This window comes from Mycolicibacterium baixiangningiae (assembly GCF_016313185.1).
In the GTDB taxonomy this organism is placed as follows: Bacteria; Actinomycetota; Actinomycetes; order Mycobacteriales; family Mycobacteriaceae; genus Mycobacterium; species Mycobacterium baixiangningiae.
Window position 1 is genome coordinate 4,591,081 of sequence record NZ_CP066218.1, and the last position, 18,868, is coordinate 4,609,948.

The following is an 18,868-nucleotide window of genomic DNA, read 5'->3' on the forward strand; positions in this document are numbered from 1 at the left end:
CACGCTAGTTCGTTCGGCAGTACAAAGGGGATTAGAGTCGCCCCGAGGTTTGGGGCAGTGGTTCAGGCCGGCAGAGGTTCTCGAATCCGCCCCAAGCGTCCACCGATGGCGTTGGAGGACCAGATGAGTACTGCGACAACAGCGGATACCGACGTACCGTCGCCGCGATCGAAACCGTCCCGCCGGCGCACGCTCTACCGCGGTGACCCGGGTATGTGGTCGTGGGTGCTGCACCGGATCACCGGCGCGGCGATCTTCTTCTTCCTGTTCGTCCACGTGGTGGACACCGCACTGGTCCGCGTCAGCCCCGAGGCCTACAACGCCGTCATCGAGACCTACAAGACCCCGATCATCGGTCTGATGGAGATCGGCCTGGTGGGCGCGGTGCTCTACCACGCCCTCAACGGCATCCGCGTCATCCTCATCGACTTCTGGTCCAAGGGCCCGCGCTACCAGCGGCAGATGCTGTGGGTGGTGGCGGGCGTGTTCATCACAGTCATGATCGCGTCGCTCGGCGTGATCGGCATGCACATGGCGGAGCGTTTCCTATGAGCGCTCCGGAGGGCAGGAGCGCAGCGACCCGGGAAGGGTTGGAGTGATGGCAGAGAACCCCTACGACCACGTCAGCGAACGGGGCGGGCCCGCACCCGTCCTCCAGCGCAGCCATGACCGGCCGCCGAGCCTGGACAACCCGCGCGCGCCCAAACGCGCAGGCGGCATGCCGAACTTCGAGAAGTACGCCTGGCTGTTCATGCGCTTCTCCGGCCTCGTGCTGGTGTTCCTGGCGCTGGGCCACCTGTTCATCATGCTGATGTGGGACGAAGGCGTGTACCGCATCGACTTCAACTACGTCGCGCAGCGCTGGTCGTCACCGTTCTGGCAGACGTGGGACCTGCTGCTGCTGTGGCTGGCCCAGCTGCACGGCGGCAACGGCCTGCGCGTGATCATCTCCGACTACGCCCGCAAGGACTCGACGCGGTTCTGGCTGAACTCGCTGCTGGCGCTGTCGATGATCTTCATCCTCGTCCTCGGCACCTACGTGCTGTTGACGTTCGACGCGAACATCTCGTAAGGACTCGGCTCACATGTTGATTGAACATCGCTACGACGTCGTCATCGTCGGGGCCGGCGGCGCGGGAATGCGCGCCGCGGTCGAGGCAGGACCCCGCGCCCGCACCGCGGTGCTCACCAAGCTCTACCCCACCCGCAGCCACACCGGTGCGGCCCAGGGCGGCATGTGCGCCGCACTGGCCAACGTCGAAGAGGACAACTGGGAGTGGCACACGTTCGACACCGTCAAGGGCGGCGACTACCTCGCCGACCAGGACGCCGTCGAGATCATGTGCAAGGAAGCCATCGACGCGGTGCTCGACCTCGAGAAGATGGGGATGCCGTTCAACCGCACCCCCGAGGGCCGCATCGACCAGCGCCGCTTCGGCGGACACACCCGCGACCACGGCAAGGCCCCGGTGCGCCGGGCCTGTTACGCCGCCGACCGCACCGGCCACATGATCCTGCAGACCCTGTACCAGAACTGCGTCAAGCACGACGTCGAGTTCTTCAACGAGTTCTACGCCCTCGACATCTCGCTGACCGAGACGCCCGGCGGCCCGGTGGCCACCGCGGTGATCGCCTACGAACTCGCGACCGGAGACATCCACGTCTTCCACGCCAAGGCCATCGTGTTCGCCACCGGCGGTTCGGGCCGGATGTACAAGACCACCTCCAACGCCCACACGCTGACCGGCGACGGGCTGGGCATCATCTTCCGCAAGGGTCTGCCGCTGGAGGACATGGAGTTCCACCAGTTCCACCCGACGGGCCTGGCCGGCCTCGGCATCCTCATCTCCGAAGCCGTGCGCGGTGAGGGTGGCCGGCTGCTCAACGGCGAGGGTGAGCGCTTCATGGAGCGCTACGCCCCGACGATCGTCGACCTCGCGCCGCGCGACATCGTCGCCCGCTCGATGGTGCTCGAGGTGCTCGAGGGCCGCGGCGCCGGGCCGAACAAGGACTACGTATACATCGACGTGCGCCACCTCGGCGCCGACGTGCTCGAGGCGAAGCTGCCCGACATCACCGAGTTCGCCCGCACCTACCTCGGCGTCGACCCGGTCAAGGAACTGGTGCCGGTCTACCCGACGTGCCACTACGTGATGGGCGGCATCCCGACCAACATCAACGGACAGGTGCTGCGCGACAACGACCATGTGGTGCCCGGCCTCTACGCCGCCGGCGAGTGCGCGTGCGTGTCGGTGCACGGTGCCAACCGCCTTGGCACCAACTCGCTGCTCGACATCAACGTGTTCGGCCGCCGCGCCGGCATCGCCGCCGCGAACTACGCGCTGGGCCACGATTTCGTCGACATGCCGGAGCGTCCCGCAGAGATGGTGGTCGGCTGGGTCGGGGACATCCTGAGCGAGCACGGCAACGAGCGCGTCGCCGACATCCGCAGTGCGCTGCAGCAGTCGATGGACAACAACGCCGCCGTGTTCCGCACCGAGGAGACGCTCAAGCAGGCGCTCACCGACATCCACGCGCTCAAGGAGCGTTACGCGCGAATCACCGTGCAGGACAAGGGGAAGCGTTACAACAGCGATCTGCTGGAAGCCATCGAGCTTGGCTTCCTGCTGGAGCTGGCCGAGGTCACCGTCGTCGGCGCGCTCAACCGCAAGGAATCACGCGGCGGCCATGCCCGCGAGGACTACCCCAACCGCGACGACACGAACTACATGCGCCACACGATGGCCTACAAGGAGGGTGGCGACCTGCTCTCTGACGTGCGCCTGGACTACAAGCCCGTGGTGCAGACCCGCTACGAGCCGATGGAACGGAAGTACTGACGATGAGCGCACCAGTCATCGACAAACAAGACACTCCCCCCGTGCCCGAGGGCGCGGTGATGGTGACGCTGAAGATCGCCCGGTTCAATCCGGAGGACCCCGACGCCGCCGGTTTCCAGAGCTTCCGCGTCCCGTGCCTGCCCACCGACCGGCTGCTCAACCTGCTGCACTACGCGAAGTGGTACATCGACGGCACGCTGTCCTTCCGCCGATCCTGCGCGCACGGCGTCTGCGGGTCCGATGCGATGCGCATCAACGGGGTGAACCGGCTGGCCTGCAAGGTGCTGATGCGCGACATGCTGCCCAAGAAGGCGGGCAAGCAGCTGACGATCACCATCGAGCCGATCCGCGGGCTGCCCGTGGAGAAGGATCTCGTGGTCGACATGGAGCCGTTCTTCGACGCCTACCGTGCAGTCAAGCCGTACCTGATGACCAGCGGTAACCCGCCGACCAAGGAACGCATCCAGAGCCAGGTCGACCGCGCGCGCTACGACGACACCACCAAGTGCATCCTGTGCGCGGCGTGCACGACGAGCTGCCCGATCTACTGGACCGATGGGTCCTATGTCGGCCCGGCCGCGATCGTCAACGCCCACCGGTTCATCTTCGACAGCCGCGACGAGGGCGCCGCCGAACGGCTCGACATCCTCAACGACGCGGACGGTGTGTGGCGCTGCCGCACCACGTTCAACTGCACCGAGGCGTGCCCGCGCGGCATCCAGATCACCCAGGCGATCCAGGAGGTCAAGCGCGCGTTGATGTTCGCCCGCTGACCCCTTTCGCCGAGCGAGCGTGTTTGTACGCCGACACGCCGTCACCGCCGTACAACACTGCGCGCTCGTGGAGTGAGTTATCCACAGGTGGTCATCGCCTACTTCCGATGGTTGCTGTGATCGCCGCACGATGCTCGGGTGAGCACCGAACTGCGCCGACTGTTCGACGCCCAGGGTGGGGTGGCGACCTCCGCGCAGATCCTCGACGTGGTCAGTCGGCGTGCCATGCAGAGGCGGCTCGACGCCGGTGACCTGTCGAAGGTGTGGCCGGGAATCTACTGCCTCGGCGTACCCGACGACGCCACCCGGCTGCGGGGGCTCGACCTTCGCGCCGGTGAGCCCGTCGCGATCTGCCTGTCCACCGCCGCGGCCGCATACGGCTTCGACACCGAGAGCGTGGCCGACCTCCACGTGCTGAACCCCGTCGGTCATCTGCTCCGCGACAGCGACGGTCTGGTCGTGCATCGCCGCGACGGCGCTCCCCTGACAGAGGTGGACGGGCGGCCGGCAACAACGCCGGAATGGACGGCGGTCGAGGTGGCGCGAAACCTCCGTCGTCCCCGCGCACTGGCGACGCTCGATGCGGCGCTGCGCAGCGGGACGTGCGACAGACGACAGCTCCGCTCGGCGGCCGCGCGCCAGGCCGGCAGGCGCGGCATCGTCTCAGTGCGCCCACTGATCCCACGTGCCGACCCACTGGCAGAGTCGCCGATGGAGAGCGAGGCCAGGCTCGTGATGCTCGACGGCGGACTCCGGACACCGGTGCTGCAGCACGAGATTCTCGATCGCGACCGCCGGATCTGGCGAGTGGACTTCGCGTGGCCGGAGCGTCTGGTCGCCGTCGAGTACGACGGCTTCGACTGGCACAGCAGGCCGGAGGACTTCCGCAGGGACCGGCGTAAGCGCGCGGCACTCCAGGAGATCGGCTGGGAGGTGATCTCGATCGTCGCGGACGATGTCAGGCGCGACGGGTGGGGCATGATCCGCCGCATCGAGACGGCGCTCGCGCGCAGGCCGGCGGCGTGACATACACCCGCGACCGCTCAACGTTGTACCCAGGTGACGGCGTGTTGCCGTACAGACACGTGCGCTCGCGCAGCGGTGTCACACTGACGCGCCCTGTCTCGTCTGACAGGTATGACGACAACACGCATCGCCCCAGTCCCGCCGCAGCGCGCGTCGCTGCTGATCAAGCTCTTCTACCGGGTGGCCAAGCGCCGTTTCGGCGAGGTGCCTGAACCGTTCGCCGTCGCCGCGCATCATCCGCGGCTCATGGTCGCCAACGTCGTGCACGAGGGGCTGCTGCAGTCCGGCTCCAAGGTCCTGCCGGCCAGTGTCCGCGAACTCGCCGTGTACTGGACCGCGCGCACGGTCGGCTGCTCGTGGTGTGTCGACTTCGGCGCGATGCTGCAGCGCCTCGACGGCCTCGACGTCGACCGGCTCACCGACATCGACGACTACGCCACCTCCCCGCGCTACACCGACGACGAACGTGCGGCCATCGCCTACGCCGACGCGATGACCACCGACCCGCACACCGTCACCGACGACCAGGTGGCCGACCTGCGTCGCCGCTTCGGGGATGCCGGCGTGATCGAGCTGACCTACCAGATCGGGCTGGAGAACATGCGGGCCCGGATGTATGCGGCGCTGGGCATCACCGAGCAGGGCTTCAGTTCCGACGCCTGCCGGGTGCCCTGGCTCACCAACGAAGAGGCGACCCCGTGAACTTGTCCGGGTTGGCGATGTCCCATACCGCGACGACCTTGCCGTCGCGCACGGTGAGCGCCTGGATGTGCGGCGCCATCGCCGGCCACTCGCCGTCGGCGGTGAGCCCCGCGGTGTAGAGCCCGAGGTCGCCGTTGACGAGCGCGACGTCGCCGGCCTCGAAGAACCGCGGGCCGTAGCGGCGGGCCAACCCGAAGATGAACCGGGCCACCTTGTCCGCACCGCGGATGACGCGAGCGGCCGTGGGCGCCTTGCGGTTCGAGTCACCGGTGAAGGTGACGTCGGGATGGAGCAGTTCGACGACGGCGGCCATGTCACCGGCCGCCATCGCCGCCATCAGCTTGCCGACGACCTCGTCGTGGGTCGGGTCGCGGGCCGGCGCCCCGGCATCGGTCACGACGCGGCGGGCGCGGGAGGCGAGTTGGCGGGCCGACGCCGCCGTGGTCCCCAGGGCGTCGGCGATCTCGACGAACGGCACGTCGAATCCGTCGTGCAGGACGAACGCGACCCGCTGGTCGGGGGTCAGCCGTTCGAGCACGACCATCGCCGCGAATCGGGCGTCCTCGGCGGCGACGACGGCGGCCAGCGGGTCCGTCCCGTCGAGCGGCGTGACGACCGGCTCGGGCAGCCATTCCCCGACGTAGGTCTCCCGCCGGTGGGCGGCCGAGCGCAACCGGTCAAGCCCGATGCGGCTGACCACCGTCATCAGCCATGCGCGAGGATCGGCGATGCCGGACCGGTTCTCCCCCAACGCGTTCCACCGCAGCCAGGCGTCTTGCACCGCGTCCTCGGCGTCGGCCACCGATCCGGTCAGTCGGTAGGCGACGGACAGAAGGTACGGTCGCAGGTTTTCGAACTCGTCGACCCGCGCGCTCGCGGTCATACGGCCGAGTGTAGGACGGCCAGGGACCTGCTCGGGCGTCGCGAGACTACGGTTGGTGACGGATTTCGACCGGAATCGGTCAGCAACCGTAGTCTCGCGGCGGAACACGGCCCGTCATTCGGCAGCCGCCATGCCGTACCGGCGGCTTTCGGCCATCAGGGCTGTTGCTGCAGCGGTGAGGTGATCGCGGCGGCTGACAGCGGCGACGTGGAGGTAGGACTCCGGGACGATTCGCTGCACGCGCGCTCCGGCGCGACGCGCCGACTGCGTCCAGGAGGACGGCATGACGGCGCGTCCGATTCCGTTGAGCACCATCGGCAGAATGGATGTGCGGTGGGCGATCTCGGCGGCGATCGTCACCTCGATGCCCTCGGCGAGCACTTCGTCGACGAGGGCCCGCATCAGTGAACCGCGTTGGGACACGATGAGCCTGCACCCGCTGAGTTGGTCACGACGCACAGTCGGCTCATCCGAAAAGTCCTCGTCGGGCCCCGAGATCAGCACCAGTGCCTGATTCTCCAACTCGACCACATCCAAATCGGCCGCACGCGTCGGATCTGCGGAGCCCAGGACGCCGATCTCGCAGCTACCGGCGCGCACACTGGCCAGCACCTCCTCGGGGGTGAATCCGGCTTCGACGTTGACGGTGACGTCCGGATGTGCCCGCGCGAACGCGGTCAAGATGGTGGTCAACGGCTCCATGCCCGGTGACGGCATGGTGATCAGGTCGACCCTGCCGCCCCGCAGTCCTTTGAAGGCGCGCATCGTGGCGAGTGCTTCGTCGACGTCTCGCAGTACGACTCTGGCCGGACCGACGAGTGCGCGGCCGGCTTCGCTGAGCACCACACCGCGCCCGACCCGGTGGAACAGCGGCAGACCCAGTTCACGCTCGAAGCCGGAGATCGCCTGGGACAACGACGGTTGAGCCACCAACAACTGCTCAGCAGCCCTGCTGAAACCGCCGCTGTCGACCACCGCGAGGAAGTACTTGAGTTGCCGCACATCCACCAGTACCACCCCTGATCAGCACAGATAGGTAGAGCCTATACCCCGAATCGAATTCTTGTCTTGGACTGGCCGGTGTGGAAAGAGGTTAATGAATGAAGCGAAATGTGATATGGACAACACCAAGGAGGCCGCCATGACGGACCGCACATTCACGATCGCCGCGATTCCCGCCGACGGTGTGGGCAAGGAAGTCGTCGCCGCCGGTCGACGCGTCCTGGACACCCTCGCCGCGCAGTCCGAGAACCGCTTCGCATTCGAATGGACCGAGTTCCCCTACGGCTGCGGCTACTACGAGCAAACCGGCAAGATGATGGCCGACGACGGACTCGAGCAGCTGAAGAACTTCGACGCCATCTACTTCGGAGCGGTCGGCTGGCGCAACGTCCCCGACCACATCAGCCTGTGGGGGCTGCGGCTCAACATCACGCAGAACTTCGACCAGTGGGCCAACGTTCGGCCGGTCACATTCCTCCCGGGCGTGGTGTCTCCCCTGCGCAAGGCGGACGACACCGAACTCGACTGGGTCGTGATCCGCGAGAACAGCGAGGGCGAGTACGCCGGTTTGGGCGGTCGAAACCTCAGCGCACGCGGTCCCGGGAACGAGGTGGCGCTGCAGACGGCGCTGTTCACCGACAAGGGCTGTGAACGGATCATGCGATTCGCTTTCGACATGGCCCGCACCCGAACGGTCAAGAAGGTGACCAGCGTGACCAAGTCCAACGCCCAGCAGTTCGGCATGGTGTTGTGGGACGAGGTCTTCGAACGGGTCGCCAAGGACTATCCCGACGTCGAGTCCGACAGTGTGCTGGTCGACGCGATGAGCGCGAAGTTCGTCCTGCACCCCGAGGACCTGTCCGTCGTTGTGGCGTCTAACCTCAACGCCGACATCCTCTCCGATCTCGGGTCGGCGTTGGCCGGCAGTCTCGGGATCGCCTCGAGCGCCAACCTCAACCCGGAACGACGCTTCCCCAGCATGTTCGAGCCGGTACACGGGTCGGCGCCCGACATCGCCGGTCAGGGCATCAGCAATCCGATCGGTGCGATTGCCAGTGGGGCTCTGATGTTGGATCACTTCGGACTGCACGATGAGGCTCGTCGTGTCGAGGCGGCGATCGAATCCACTACCGCCGCAGGCGTCCTCACCCGCGACATCGGCGGATCGTCGAGCACCGACGAGGTCACCGAGGCCATTATCGCCGCGTTGAGCCGCAGCTTGACGTCGGCGTGACGGAGACGTCGGCGCAACGATGACCGCCTAGGAGGACAGATGACTGCAGGAGAAGTAAGCCGGACCGACGTGGACAAGGCGTTGCTGGGCAGCGCCACCTACCGCAGCCTCGGTGAACAACAGCTCTCACCCGCCGAGGAGCGGTTCGAGAAGGGCCGCCGCACAATCGGCTTGTTCCTCGCCCCGGTGTTGACCATCGCCTTCCTGGCGTTGCCGCTGGGCATGGAACCACAGCAGCAGACGCTGGCCGGTGTCCTGCTCGGCGTCATCGTCCTGTGGATCAGCGAAGCGGTACCCATCCCGATCGGCGGTCTCCTCGGCGTCGCCGTGGTGGTGTTCCTGGGTGTCGCACCTGCCGACGACGTACTCGGGGCGTTCGGCTCCTCGACGATCTTCACCTTCATCGGTGCATTCATCCTGGCTCAGGCGATGCTGAAGCACGGCTTGGCCAGGCGCTTCGCGTTCCGGATCCTGGCATTGCCCAGGATCGGTTCCTCCACCACCGGTGTCATCGTCGCATTCGGGCTGATCACCGCCGGACTGTCGGCATTCGTGTCGAACACCGCCACCGTGGCCATGCTGCTGCCGACCGCGCTGGGGATTCTCGGTGTGATCGCCAAGCTGATGCAGGACCGCGGCGTCGTCGAAGCCGATTTCGATCCACTGCGCATCCGCGTGGGCTCGGCCATCATGCTGATGCTGGCGTACGGGGCGAGCGTGGGCGGACTGCTGACGCCGGTGGGCAGCCCTCCGAACCTGATCGGCCGCGGGCTCATCGAGGAAGCCACCGGCGAGCGCATCTCCTTCGCGCAGTGGGTTGCCGTGGCGGGTCCGATCTGTCTGGCCATGTTCGTCGCACTTGCCTTCGTCGTCATCCGGCTCAACAGGCCCGAGATCAAGCAGATCGAGGGCATCGCCGAATACGTCAAGGAGCAACGCGCCGAGATGGGCGCGCTGTCTCGCGCCGAGAAGAACACCCTCATTGCATTCGGGACGACGGTCACCCTCTGGATCCTGCCGGGCATCGTCGCCCTCATCGCCGGCAACGACTCCGACGCCTACACCTGGATCAGCGACCGACTCGACGAAGGCATGGTCGCCGTCTTCGGCGCGTCGCTGCTCTTCCTGTTGCCCACCGAGTGGAAAGAGCGCGAGTTCACGCTGCGCTGGAAGGACGCCGCCGACATCGACTGGGGCACCATCGTGTTGTTCGGTTCCGGCATCATCTTCGGCTCCCTGCTCGCCTCCACCGGCCTCGCCGAGACGATCGGCACGTCGGTCAACGACGCGCTGGGCCTGACCAGCGTCGTCCCCATCACGATTTTCGGCGTGATCCTGGCAATCCTCGTGTCCGAGACAACGAGCAACACCGCATCGGCTGCGGTCGTCGTGCCGATCGTCATCCCGGTCGCGATGGCAGCGGGGGTCGACCCGTTCGTACCCGCTCTGGCAGCGACGTTCGCGGCGTCCTTCGGGTTCATGCTGCCGGTGTCCACGCCGCAGAATGCGATCGTCTACGGCTCCGGCGCCGTACGCATCACGACGATGATCCGAACCGGGGTGACGTTCGACATCATCGGCGCCTTCCTCATCATCCTCATCCTGCCCATCATGATCAGCCTGACCGGTCTGGGAAGTTGACCATTCGCCGACGGGGTGTTGGTCGCCGGGATTTCACCGGTTCGCCGATGTTTCGGCACGTCGCCGGGTGAGAATCCCGTGGAGACCCAGCGGTACTGAACGACGGAGGTCACCATGGTGCGCGCGTTCCTCGCCTCGATCCTCGTCACGGCCGGAGCTACGGCCGGAGCATTGGGCCTCGCGCCGCCCGCGGCCGCCGACGAATCCGACTATCTCGAACTGCAGCCGCAATTCGCGTTCCTGACCACCGACCAGTTGCTCCGCGAGGGGTACTGGGCGTGCCGGGCCGCCAACAGCGGTATGGGTTCGTCGGCGATCGTGCCGATGGTGCAGCAGCACCTCTTGTACTCGGGCGCCTCGCTGGCGGTCGCCAACAAGATCGTGTCGACGGCGATCGTCGAACTCGACTGCTGACTACCGCTTCTTGACGGAGCTAGTGGTTCAATCCGCTCCGCTTGGCGAACACCGTACGGTGCCACTCCTTGTCGGCCACCCCGGTGATGTCGCTCATCACGTGCTTGACGGTGAGGTACTCCTCGAAGGAGTAGTCGCTCATGTCCTTGCCGAAACCCGACGCGCCGACGCCGCCGTGGGGCATCTCGCTGATGATCGGGATGTGGTCGTTGATCCACACGCATCCGGCGTCGATCTCCCGCGACGCCCGCTGGGCGCGGTAGACGTCGCGCGTCCACGCCGAAGCCGCCAGCCCGTACTCGGTGTCGTTGGCCTGCCGCAGCGCATCGTCGTCGTCGGTGAACGAGCGGACGGTCAACACCGGGCCGAAGATCTCCTGCCGGTAGACCTCTGACTGCTCGGACACGTCGGCGATCAGCGTCGGCCGGTAGAACGAGCCGGGCAGGTCGGGGACCGAACCGCCGGTGACGACGCGACCGCCCTCTGCCGGCGCCCGCGACACCATCGCGGCCACCTTGTCGCGGTGGGCCATCGAGATCAAGGGGCCGAGATCGGTGTCCGGGTCCTGCGGATCGCCGACGACGATCGTGCCCATCACCTCGGCGACGCCGGTCACGAAATCGTCGTAGAGGCCGCGCGCGACGATCGCCCGGGTCGCCGCGGTGCAGTCCTGCCCGGAGTTGATCAGCGAACCGGCGACCGCACCCTGGATCGCGGCATCGAGATCCGCGTCGTCGAACACCACGAACGGGGCCTTGCCGCCGAGTTCGAGCTGCGTGCGGTGCCCGTGCACCGCGGCGGCCGACATGACCTTGCGGCCGACCGCGGTCGATCCGGTGAACGTCACCAGGTCCACGCCGGGGTGGCCGGCGAGCGCGGTGCCCACGTCGGCGCCCAGACCCGTCACGACGTTGAGAACCCCGGGCGGCAGCCCCGCCTCGGCGGCGAGGCGGGCCAGCGTCAGCGTGGTCAGCGGTGTCAGCTCGCACGGTTTGATCACCACGGTGCAGCCGGCGGCCAGGGCGGGCAGCACCTTCCACACCGCCATCTGCAGCGGATAGTTCCACGGGGTAATGGTGGCGACGACGCCGATCGCCTCGCGCCGGATGCTCGAGGTGTGATCACCCGAGTACTCCGCGGTGGCCTTGCCTTCGAGGTGGCGGGCGGCGCCGGCAAAGAAGTCGATGTTGTCGACGCTGCCGGGTACGTCGAATTCGCGGGCCAGCCGCACCGGCTTACCGGTCTGGCTGACCTCCTCGGCGACCAGCACCTCGGCGTGGTCGTCAGCCAGCTTGGCGAGGGTGGCCAGCACCGCCGAGCGGGCGGCCGGGGTGGCGGTCGCCCACCCGGGCAGCGCGGCGCGCGCCGCGGCCACCGCGATGTCGACATCGACGTTCGCGGCGCGCGCATATTCGGTGACGAGCTCACCGGTGGCGGGGTTGACGATCCGGAAGACACCGCCGCCGGTCTGCACCGGGGCTCCGTCGATCCAACTGCTGGCCACCGAATTCGACGCCAAAGCGTTCGACGTAAGCGCTGTCATGGCGTCAACGCTAACTGACCCAACCCCCCGCTGCTACGTATCCCGCACAGCGGCGCGGTCAAAACAAACGATTTCATAGATCTGGTTGCCCCATACGACGAATTCCGTGCACAATGCCAGATATGGCCAACCCAGAGGGCGAGCGCGACATTCAACCGATGTCGCTGCGCGTGAGCCAGTCGCGGCCCGGCGCATTCTTCCAGCTCGACGAGTTGTCCAAGGCGATCATCGAGAAGTTGCAGCAGGACGGACGGCGCTCCTATGCGGGCATCGGCAAGGCGGTGGGCCTGTCGGAGGCCGCGGTGCGCCAGCGGGTTCAGCGGATGGTCGACGCCGGTGTCATGCAGATCGTCGCCGTGACGGATCCGATGCAGCTCGGTTTCGCCCGGCAGGCGATGATCGGCATCCGCTGCACCGGCGACACGACGAAGATCGCGGAGAAGCTGGCCGCGATCCCGTCCGTCGACTACGTGGTGCTCACGGCCGGCTCGTTCGACGCCATCGCCGAAGTGGTCTGCGAGGACGACGACGACCTCCTCGACCTGTTGAACACGAGGATCCGCGCACTACCGGGCGTGGTATCCACCGAGACGCTCGTATATCTGAAACTTGTTAAGCAGCAATATAATTGGGGAACACGATGACGCAGTCCTATATCACCGAACCCGTCACCACCGATCTCGGCGCGAAAGCCAACCGTCACCTGTGGGGGCACTTCGCCCGCCACGGCGAGGGGATCACCCCGCCGATCATCACCCGGGGTGAGGGCGTTCGGATCTGGGATGACAAGGGCCGCAGCTACATCGACGGACTGTCTGGGCTGTTCGTGGTCCAGGTCGGCCACGGCCGCAAGGAACTCGCCGAGGCCGCCGCCAAGCAGGCCGAGACGCTGTCGTTCTTCCCGCTCTGGTCCTACGCCACCCCGCCGGCGATCGAACTCGCCGAGCGCATCGCCAACTACGCGCCGGGCGATCTGAACCGCGTCTTCTTCACCACCGGCGGCGGCGAGGCGGTCGAGAGTGCGTGGAAGCTCGCCAAGCAGTACTTCAAGCTGACCGGCAAACCCGGTAAGTACAAGGTGATCTCGCGATCCATCGCCTATCACGGCACCCCGCAGGGCGCGCTGGCCATCACCGGCATCCCCGCGTTCAAGGCGCCGTTCGATCCGCCGACCCCCGGCGGTTTCCGGGTGCCCAACACCAACTTCTACCGCGCTCCTGAGCAGTTCAGCACCGACCCCAAGGCATTCGGGCAGTACTGCGCCGACCGCATCGCCGAGGCGATCGAATTCGAGGGTCCCGACACCGTCGCGGCCGTCTTCCTCGAGCCGGTGCAGAACGCCGGCGGCTGCTTCCCCCCTCCCCCAGGGTATTTCGAGCGCGTCCGCGAGATCTGCGACGAGTACGACGTGCTGCTGGTGTCCGACGAGGTGATCTGCGCGTACGGCCGCATCGGGTCGATGTTCGCCTGCGACGACTTCGGCTACGTGCCCGACATCATCACCAGCGCCAAGGGGCTGACCTCGGGCTACTCCCCTCTCGGCGCGATGATCGTCAGCGACCGGCTGTTCGAACCGTTCAACGACGGCACGACCACCTTCGGACACGGCTACACCTTCGGCGGACACCCGGTGTCTGCGGCGGTCGCACTGGCCAACCTCGACATCTTCGAGCGTGAGGGCATCAACGACCACGTCAAGGAGAACGCCCCCGCGTTCCGGGCCACGCTGGAGAAGCTCTACGACCTGCCGATCGTCGGCGACGTCCGCGGCGAAGGTTTCTTCTACGGCATCGAACTGGTCAAGGACAGGGCCACCAAGGAGACGTTCAACGACGAGGAGTCCGAGCGGCTGCTGCGCGGGTTCCTGACACCCGCGCTGTGGGAGGCGGGGCTGTACTGCCGCGCCGACGACCGGGGCGATCCAGTGGTCCAGCTGGCTCCGCCGCTGATCAGCGGGCAGGCCGAATTCGACGCGATCTACGACATCCTGCACAGCGTCCTGGGCGAGGCTGCCCGCCGGCTCTAGCGGCGGTTTACCCAGATCGCGGCGCCGGCGCAGCGTAGCGTCGGCGCCGTGGCCTCCACGCGCAAGCCGCCGATCGCTCCCGTCCGCTGACGGCCACCGCCCGTCGACGAGCTGCCGCCGCTCCCGTCGCCCGCGATCACCGTCGTACCCGTGCCGGGTCATGCACCCGAGGACGTGGTGGTCGACGCCACGGGCCGGCTGTACACCGGTGTCGACGACGGCCGGATACTGCGGCTGAGCGCCGACGGCACCGAACCGACCGTCATCGCCGACACCGGCGGGCGCCCGCTCGGCCTCACGGTGGCCCGCGACGGGCGACTGCTGGTGTGCGACAGCCCGCGCGGCCTGCTGGCCCTCGACCCCGAGACCGGCGATCTCGAGCCGCTCGTCGAGGCCGTCGGTGGCCGGCACCTGCAGTTCTGCTCCAACGTCACCGAAACCGACGACGGCACAATCTATTTCACCGAGTCGACGAGCGCGTTCACCTACGAGCACTTCAAGGGTGCGGTGCTGGAGGCGCGGGGGCGGGGCGGCCTGTTCCGCCGCGACCCGGACGGCACGGTGACCACGCTCGCCGCGGGCCTGTACTTCACCAACGGGGTGACGGTGACCGCCGACGGGTCGGCGCTGGTGTTCGCCGAGACGCTCGGGCGAAGGCTGTCGAAGTTCTGGCTGACCGGACCGCAGGCGGGGACCATCACCCCGCTGGTCCAGAATCTGCCCGGTCATCCCGACAACATGTCGACCGGCGCCGACGGCCGGGTCTGGGTCGCGATGGTCACGCCGCCCAACGCCACCGCCGAGGGGCTGGCCCCGCGGGCCCCGGTGCTGCGCAAGATGCTGTGGCTGCTGCCCGACCGGTTCGCCCCGCAGCTCACCCCCGAGGTGTGGGCGGTGGCGTTCAGCCCCGACACCGGTGAGGCCGTCGCGGGCCTGCGGACCACCCACCCCGACTTCGGCATGGTGACCGGACTCGTCGAATCCGGCGGACGGCTGTGGATGGGGTGCATCGGGGCGTCGGCACTGGCGCACGTCGCACTCGACGGCGTGACGCTCTGAGCGCCGAGACTGCGGTGAGATCGCCGATCCGCGGCAAAGCGTGATCTCCCAGCAGGCTCGGCGGGGTGGGTGAACGCGGTGAGTCACATGAACCACATCCGTCACAGCGAGCCTCCGGGCAAACGGGTTGCCGATCACTTAACCTCCGCGGTGATGGCGACCTCACGGAACCTCTCGACACGCGCTGCGGCGCTGGCCGCGGCGGTGGCGATGCTGGTCGCCCCTGCGCTGGTGGTCGCCCCGTATGCGGGTGCCCAACCCGCCCCGGAATCCGCGACGTGCCCGTACAAGGTGACGACGCCGCCCGCCGTCGACGCGTCCGAGGTGCCGAAACCCGGTCAGGACCCGCCCGTCGCGCTGCCCGTGCCCAACGCCCCGCTCGGCGGTGAGGCGATGGCCGGCTGCGGGATCATCACCGCCCAGGGCGCCCCGCCGGCACCCGGCGACGTCTCCGCCGAGGCGTGGCTGGTCGCCGATATGGACACCGGTGAGGTGATCGCCGCCCGCGACCCGCACGGCAGGCACCGCCCGGCGAGTGTGATCAAGGTGCTCATCGCGATCCAGTCGCTCAAGGAGCTCAATCTCGCCAAGGCCGTCCCCGGCACCCCCGAGGACGCCGCGGCCGAGGGCACCAGCGTCGGCGTCGACGTCGGCGGCGTCTACACCGTCAACGATCTGCTGCACGGGCTGTTGATGTACTCCGGCAACGACGCCGCCCACGCCCTGGCCCGCCAACTCGGCGGGATGGACACCGCCCTGCTCAAGCTCAACCAGTTGGCCGGCAAGCTCGGCGGCCGCGACACCCGCGTGGCGACCCCGTCGGGGCTCGACGGGCCGGGGATGAGCACGTCGGCCTACGACATCGCGTTGTTCTACCGATACGCCTGGCGCAACCCGACCTTCACCGAGATCGTCTCCACCCGCACATACGACTTCCCGGGGCGCGACGGCAACCCGCCGTACCCGATCGAGAACGACGTCAAGCTGCTCTACAACTATCCGGGCGCGCTCGGCGGCAAGACCGGTTTCACCGACGACGCCGGGCAGACCTTCGTCGGCGGCGCCGAGCGCGACGGACGCCGACTGGTGGCGGTGCTGCTGCGCGGCACCCGGGTGCCGATCGCGCCGTGGGAGCAGGCCGCCCGCCTGCTCGACTACGGCTTCGGCCTGCCGCAGGGCACCAAGGTCGGCTCGTTGATCGAACCTGACCCCTCCCTGGATCCGCAGCCGAAGAACGCCGAAACCGACGCCTCGGCACAGGCGGCGGCGCTGCTGCCCGCGGCCGACGCCATGCCCGTGCGGGTCGGCGTCGGCGTGATCGGCGGCATCATCGTGTTCGCGCTGATCATGGCCGCCCGCTCGCTCAACCGGCGCCCCCAGCACTGACCCACCGGCCCAGCAGCGCCTCCGCGTCACCGCACAGCCCGGCGATCAGATCGGCGGCCGGTACCGCCCTGTTGACCATGCCCACACCCTGCCCCGCGTCGACCGGTGTCGGCATGCCGGCACTGTCGGTCAGCACGCGTTCGGGCAGGTGCTCCGGCCACGGGTAGCCGTTGTCGATGTCGAAGGCCCTGGTCAGCGTGGTCGCCTCCCCGCCGGCGGCGAGCATCGCCGCACGTGCCGCCGCCCCGGTCGAAGCCTCGGGGCAGGCGGCGAAGACGGTCCCGAGCCACGCCGCCGACGCGCCCGCGGCAAGTACCGCAGCCAGGCCCCGCGCGGAGGCGATCCCGCCCGCGGCGAGCACCGGCACGTCGACGCGATCGAGCACATCGGCGAGCAGGGCCAGCGTGCCGACCCGCGGTTCGCCGTGTCCACCACCCTCGGCGCCGCGGGCCACCAGCACGTCGACGCCGGCGTCCACGGCCCGCAGCGCGGCGGCGACGGTGGCCACCTGGGTCGCGGCCACCACGCCCGCCTCGTGGGCACGCGACACCCACGACGAGTCCTCGCCGAAGCTCACGCACAGCAGCGCCGGACGCGCCGCCAGAGCCCGCGTCAACAGCTCCGGCCGCGCCTCGGCCACCCAGTGCACGAGGCCGATGCCGAAGGGCCGGTCGAGGTCCGCCCCCAAATACGAAGTAAAGGCCTGCAGCTCAGCAGTCAACTGATCCGCGGTGCCGGCGCTGCCCATCCCCACCATGCCGAGACCGCCGGCGCGCGAGACGGCCGCGGCGAGACGGCCTCCGGCGGCCCCGCCCATAGGAGCGTTGACGATCGGCATGTCCACACCCATCGACCGGCACCACGGCGTCCTCAACGACACCGGTGCGACGCTACCGCTTTGCTACGGTGGAGATGTCACGAGTTGACACCGGACGAGCGGCACCGTACCCGGCCAGCGACAAGACGGCGCTTCGGAGGTGCGCTGTGTCCTGGCTGATTCTGATCGTTTCCGGGGCGTTCGAAGCGGTATGGGCCGTGGCCCTGAGCAAGTCGGAGGGTTTCACCCGACCCGTCCCTGTCGCGACCTTCGTTGTGGCAGTGGTGGTCTCGATGGTCGGCTTGGGCATCGCGCTGCGCGAGCTCCCCATCGGCACGGGTTACGCCGTATGGGTGGGCATCGGCGCGGTGCTCACGGTCGCCTACTCGCTGGCGACCGGCGCGGAGAGTTTCTCTCTGATCAAGGTCGCGCTCATCCTGGGCATCGTCGGTTGTGTGGTGGGCCTGCAGCTGGTCAGCGAGAGTCACTGACGCCGGCGCAGTCGCGAAAGGCCCGCGGCGCCAAGCGCTCCCACCGCCGCGGCGGCCAACGCGCCGGGCAGCCCCACCCCCTCGCGGACCTGCACGCGGGTGGTGATCTGGGCGGGGTTGGGCGGATCCACCGGCGCGGCGAGCAAGTTGTCGCGCGAGGTGGCCGCCCACGCCGTCGCGAACAGGATCAACCGCGCGGTGATGTAGGCGAACACCATCAGGCCCAGCACCGGGCCGAACGTCGCGCCCGCGGGCCCGGTCAGCACCGTCCGCAGATAGAGAGACGCCACCTGCTTGAACACCTCGAAGGCGACCGCCGCCAGCAGGCCCGCCCGCACCGAACTGCGGAAGCTGATCGACTCCCGTGGCAGCCGGGCGATCATCCAGGTGAACAGCAACCAGGAGATCCCGACCGCCACGAGCATCGAGACCGCCCGCAACCCCCAGGCGATGCCCGGCACGTCCTCGACCCCGACCACGGCCAGCACGCGGGTGATCACCCCCTGGTCCCCCAGCGCGGTCAGCGCCACGGTGAGCACGATGGCCAGGAAGGCTGAGAGCAGCGCGATCAGGTCGGACAGCTTGGTGCCGATGAAACCGGATGTCCCGCTGTGCTGTTCCCACATCGCGCTGAGCGCCTCGCGCAGGTTGTTCATCCAGCCGAGCCCGGCCCACGCGGCGGTGGCCAGCCCGAAGATGCCGAGCGACGTGCGCGAGTCGATCGCGGTGTTCATCAGGTCGACCAACTGCCGGCCGACGTCCCCGGAGATTGTCTGCCGGATGCGGTCCTCGATCCCGTCCAACACATCGGGCTGGCCGGCCAGCACGAACCCGGTGATGGAGAAGCCCAGCATCAGCAACGGGAACAGCGCGAACACCGTGAAGTACGTGATGCCCGCGGCGTAGAAGTCGCCCTTGCTGTCCTTGTAGCGCTGCTGGGCCCGCATGACGTGGTCGAACCAGCCGTAACGGGCGCGCATCCGGTCCAGCACACCGGGTTTGGCCGGCTCCTCCACACCAGCCTCCAGTCT

At 68.1% G+C, this 18,868-nt stretch carries 18 protein-coding genes, 1 pseudogene and 1 riboswitch; of the genes and pseudogenes, 14 read left to right on the plus strand and 5 right to left on the minus strand.

Annotated features, from left to right (window positions below):
- The first annotated feature begins 123 nt into the window (after positions 1–123).
- From sdhC to I7X18_RS21715, 6 genes and pseudogenes are all read left to right on the plus strand, one after another.
- Positions 124–552 (plus strand): succinate dehydrogenase, cytochrome b556 subunit, encoded by a 429-nt coding sequence (gene sdhC / locus I7X18_RS21690; protein WP_193046050.1) that lies wholly within the window; start codon positions 124–126, stop codon positions 550–552.
- A gap of 46 nt (positions 553–598) precedes the next feature.
- Entirely contained in the window at positions 599–1,072 is a 474-nt protein-coding gene (locus I7X18_RS21695; RefSeq protein ID WP_193046051.1) for a succinate dehydrogenase hydrophobic membrane anchor subunit, read from the plus strand.
- Positions 1,073–1,085: 13 nt separating this feature from the next.
- Entirely contained in the window at positions 1,086–2,840 is a 1,755-nt protein-coding gene (sdhA, locus tag I7X18_RS21700; RefSeq protein WP_193046052.1) for a succinate dehydrogenase flavoprotein subunit, read from the plus strand.
- A gap of 2 nt (positions 2,841–2,842) precedes the next feature.
- The gene (locus I7X18_RS21705) at positions 2,843–3,613 is read left to right on the plus strand and encodes a succinate dehydrogenase iron-sulfur subunit (protein ID WP_193046053.1); all 771 of its coding nucleotides are present in this window, start codon (positions 2,843–2,845) and stop codon (positions 3,611–3,613) included.
- A 138-nt stretch (positions 3,614–3,751) separates the two neighbouring features.
- Positions 3,752–4,639: a type IV toxin-antitoxin system AbiEi family antitoxin gene (locus tag I7X18_RS21710; RefSeq protein ID WP_193046054.1), complete on the plus strand. Its 888-nt coding sequence runs from the start codon at positions 3,752–3,754 to the stop codon at positions 4,637–4,639.
- Positions 4,640–4,738: 99 nt separating this feature from the next.
- A pseudogene (locus I7X18_RS21715) lies at positions 4,739–5,341 on the plus strand (carboxymuconolactone decarboxylase family protein); the annotation flags it as partial.
- On the opposite strand, the gene I7X18_RS21720 reads toward I7X18_RS21715, so the two are convergent.
- Entirely contained in the window at positions 5,316–6,224 is a 909-nt protein-coding gene (locus tag I7X18_RS21720; protein ID WP_193046056.1) for a sigma-70 family RNA polymerase sigma factor, read from the minus strand. The pseudogene I7X18_RS21715 and the gene I7X18_RS21720 sit on opposite strands and share 26 nt — an antisense overlap.
- Before the next feature lie 114 nt (positions 6,225–6,338).
- A complete protein-coding gene (locus tag I7X18_RS21725; RefSeq protein ID WP_193046057.1) occupies positions 6,339–7,232 on the minus strand; it encodes a LysR family transcriptional regulator in 894 nt (297 codons plus the stop codon).
- Positions 7,233–7,365: 133 nt separating this feature from the next.
- On the opposite strand from I7X18_RS21725, the gene I7X18_RS21730 reads away from it, so the two are divergent.
- The 3 genes from I7X18_RS21730 to I7X18_RS21740 all read left to right on the plus strand — a co-directional run bounded on the left by I7X18_RS21730 (position 7,366) and on the right by I7X18_RS21740 (position 10,515).
- Positions 7,366–8,460, plus strand: a complete 1,095-nt coding sequence (locus tag I7X18_RS21730) for a tartrate dehydrogenase (RefSeq protein WP_193046058.1) — start codon at positions 7,366–7,368, stop codon at positions 8,458–8,460.
- Between the two features lie 39 nt (positions 8,461–8,499).
- Entirely contained in the window at positions 8,500–10,101 is a 1,602-nt protein-coding gene (locus I7X18_RS21735; RefSeq protein WP_193046059.1) for an SLC13 family permease, read from the plus strand.
- Between the two features lie 114 nt (positions 10,102–10,215).
- Positions 10,216–10,515, plus strand: coding sequence for a DUF732 domain-containing protein (locus tag I7X18_RS21740; protein ID WP_193046060.1), 300 nt, complete (start codon positions 10,216–10,218; stop codon positions 10,513–10,515).
- 19 nt (positions 10,516–10,534) lie between these two features.
- Here the strand turns inward: I7X18_RS21740 and I7X18_RS21745 are convergent, their stop codons facing one another.
- Positions 10,535–12,058, minus strand: a complete 1,524-nt coding sequence (locus I7X18_RS21745) for a gamma-aminobutyraldehyde dehydrogenase (protein WP_193046061.1) — start codon at positions 12,056–12,058, stop codon at positions 10,535–10,537.
- Between the two features lie 122 nt (positions 12,059–12,180).
- Here I7X18_RS21745 and I7X18_RS21750 point away from each other — a divergent pair, with 122 nt between their 5' ends.
- From I7X18_RS21750 to I7X18_RS21765, 4 genes are all read left to right on the plus strand, one after another.
- On the plus strand, positions 12,181–12,702 hold the full coding sequence (locus tag I7X18_RS21750; protein ID WP_226863511.1) for an Lrp/AsnC family transcriptional regulator: 522 nt from the start codon (positions 12,181–12,183) through the stop codon (positions 12,700–12,702).
- Positions 12,699–14,084 (plus strand): aspartate aminotransferase family protein, encoded by a 1,386-nt coding sequence (locus tag I7X18_RS21755; protein ID WP_193046063.1) that lies wholly within the window; start codon positions 12,699–12,701, stop codon positions 14,082–14,084. Before I7X18_RS21750 ends, I7X18_RS21755 begins: the two co-directional genes overlap by 4 nt.
- A 111-nt stretch (positions 14,085–14,195) precedes the next feature.
- Positions 14,196–15,143 carry an SMP-30/gluconolactonase/LRE family protein gene (locus I7X18_RS21760; RefSeq protein ID WP_193046445.1) on the plus strand — a complete coding sequence of 316 codons (948 nt, stop codon included), beginning with the start codon at positions 14,196–14,198 and terminating at the stop codon, positions 15,141–15,143.
- 153 nt (positions 15,144–15,296) lie between these two features.
- Positions 15,297–16,529 carry a D-alanyl-D-alanine carboxypeptidase family protein gene (locus I7X18_RS21765; RefSeq protein WP_193046064.1) on the plus strand — a complete coding sequence of 411 codons (1,233 nt, stop codon included), beginning with the start codon at positions 15,297–15,299 and terminating at the stop codon, positions 16,527–16,529.
- On the opposite strand, the gene I7X18_RS21770 is transcribed toward I7X18_RS21765, so the two are convergent.
- A complete protein-coding gene (locus I7X18_RS21770; protein WP_232375300.1) occupies positions 16,507–17,409 on the minus strand; it encodes a nitronate monooxygenase in 903 nt (300 codons plus the stop codon). The two genes, I7X18_RS21765 and I7X18_RS21770, sit on opposite strands and share 23 nt — an antisense overlap.
- Positions 17,410–17,437: 28 nt before the next feature.
- Positions 17,438–17,502: riboswitch (guanidine-III (ykkC-III) riboswitch) on the plus strand.
- Positions 17,503–17,513: 11 nt separating this feature from the next.
- Here I7X18_RS21770 and I7X18_RS21775 point away from each other — a divergent pair.
- Complete coding sequence (locus tag I7X18_RS21775; RefSeq protein WP_193046065.1) at positions 17,514–17,837, plus strand: DMT family transporter; 324 nt, start codon at positions 17,514–17,516, stop codon at positions 17,835–17,837.
- Here the strand turns inward: I7X18_RS21775 and yhjD are convergent.
- A complete protein-coding gene (yhjD, locus tag I7X18_RS21780; RefSeq protein ID WP_193046066.1) occupies positions 17,831–18,853 on the minus strand; it encodes an inner membrane protein YhjD in 1,023 nt (340 codons plus the stop codon). The genes I7X18_RS21775 and yhjD overlap by 7 nt on opposite strands.
- Between the last annotated feature and the right edge of the window lie 15 nt (positions 18,854–18,868).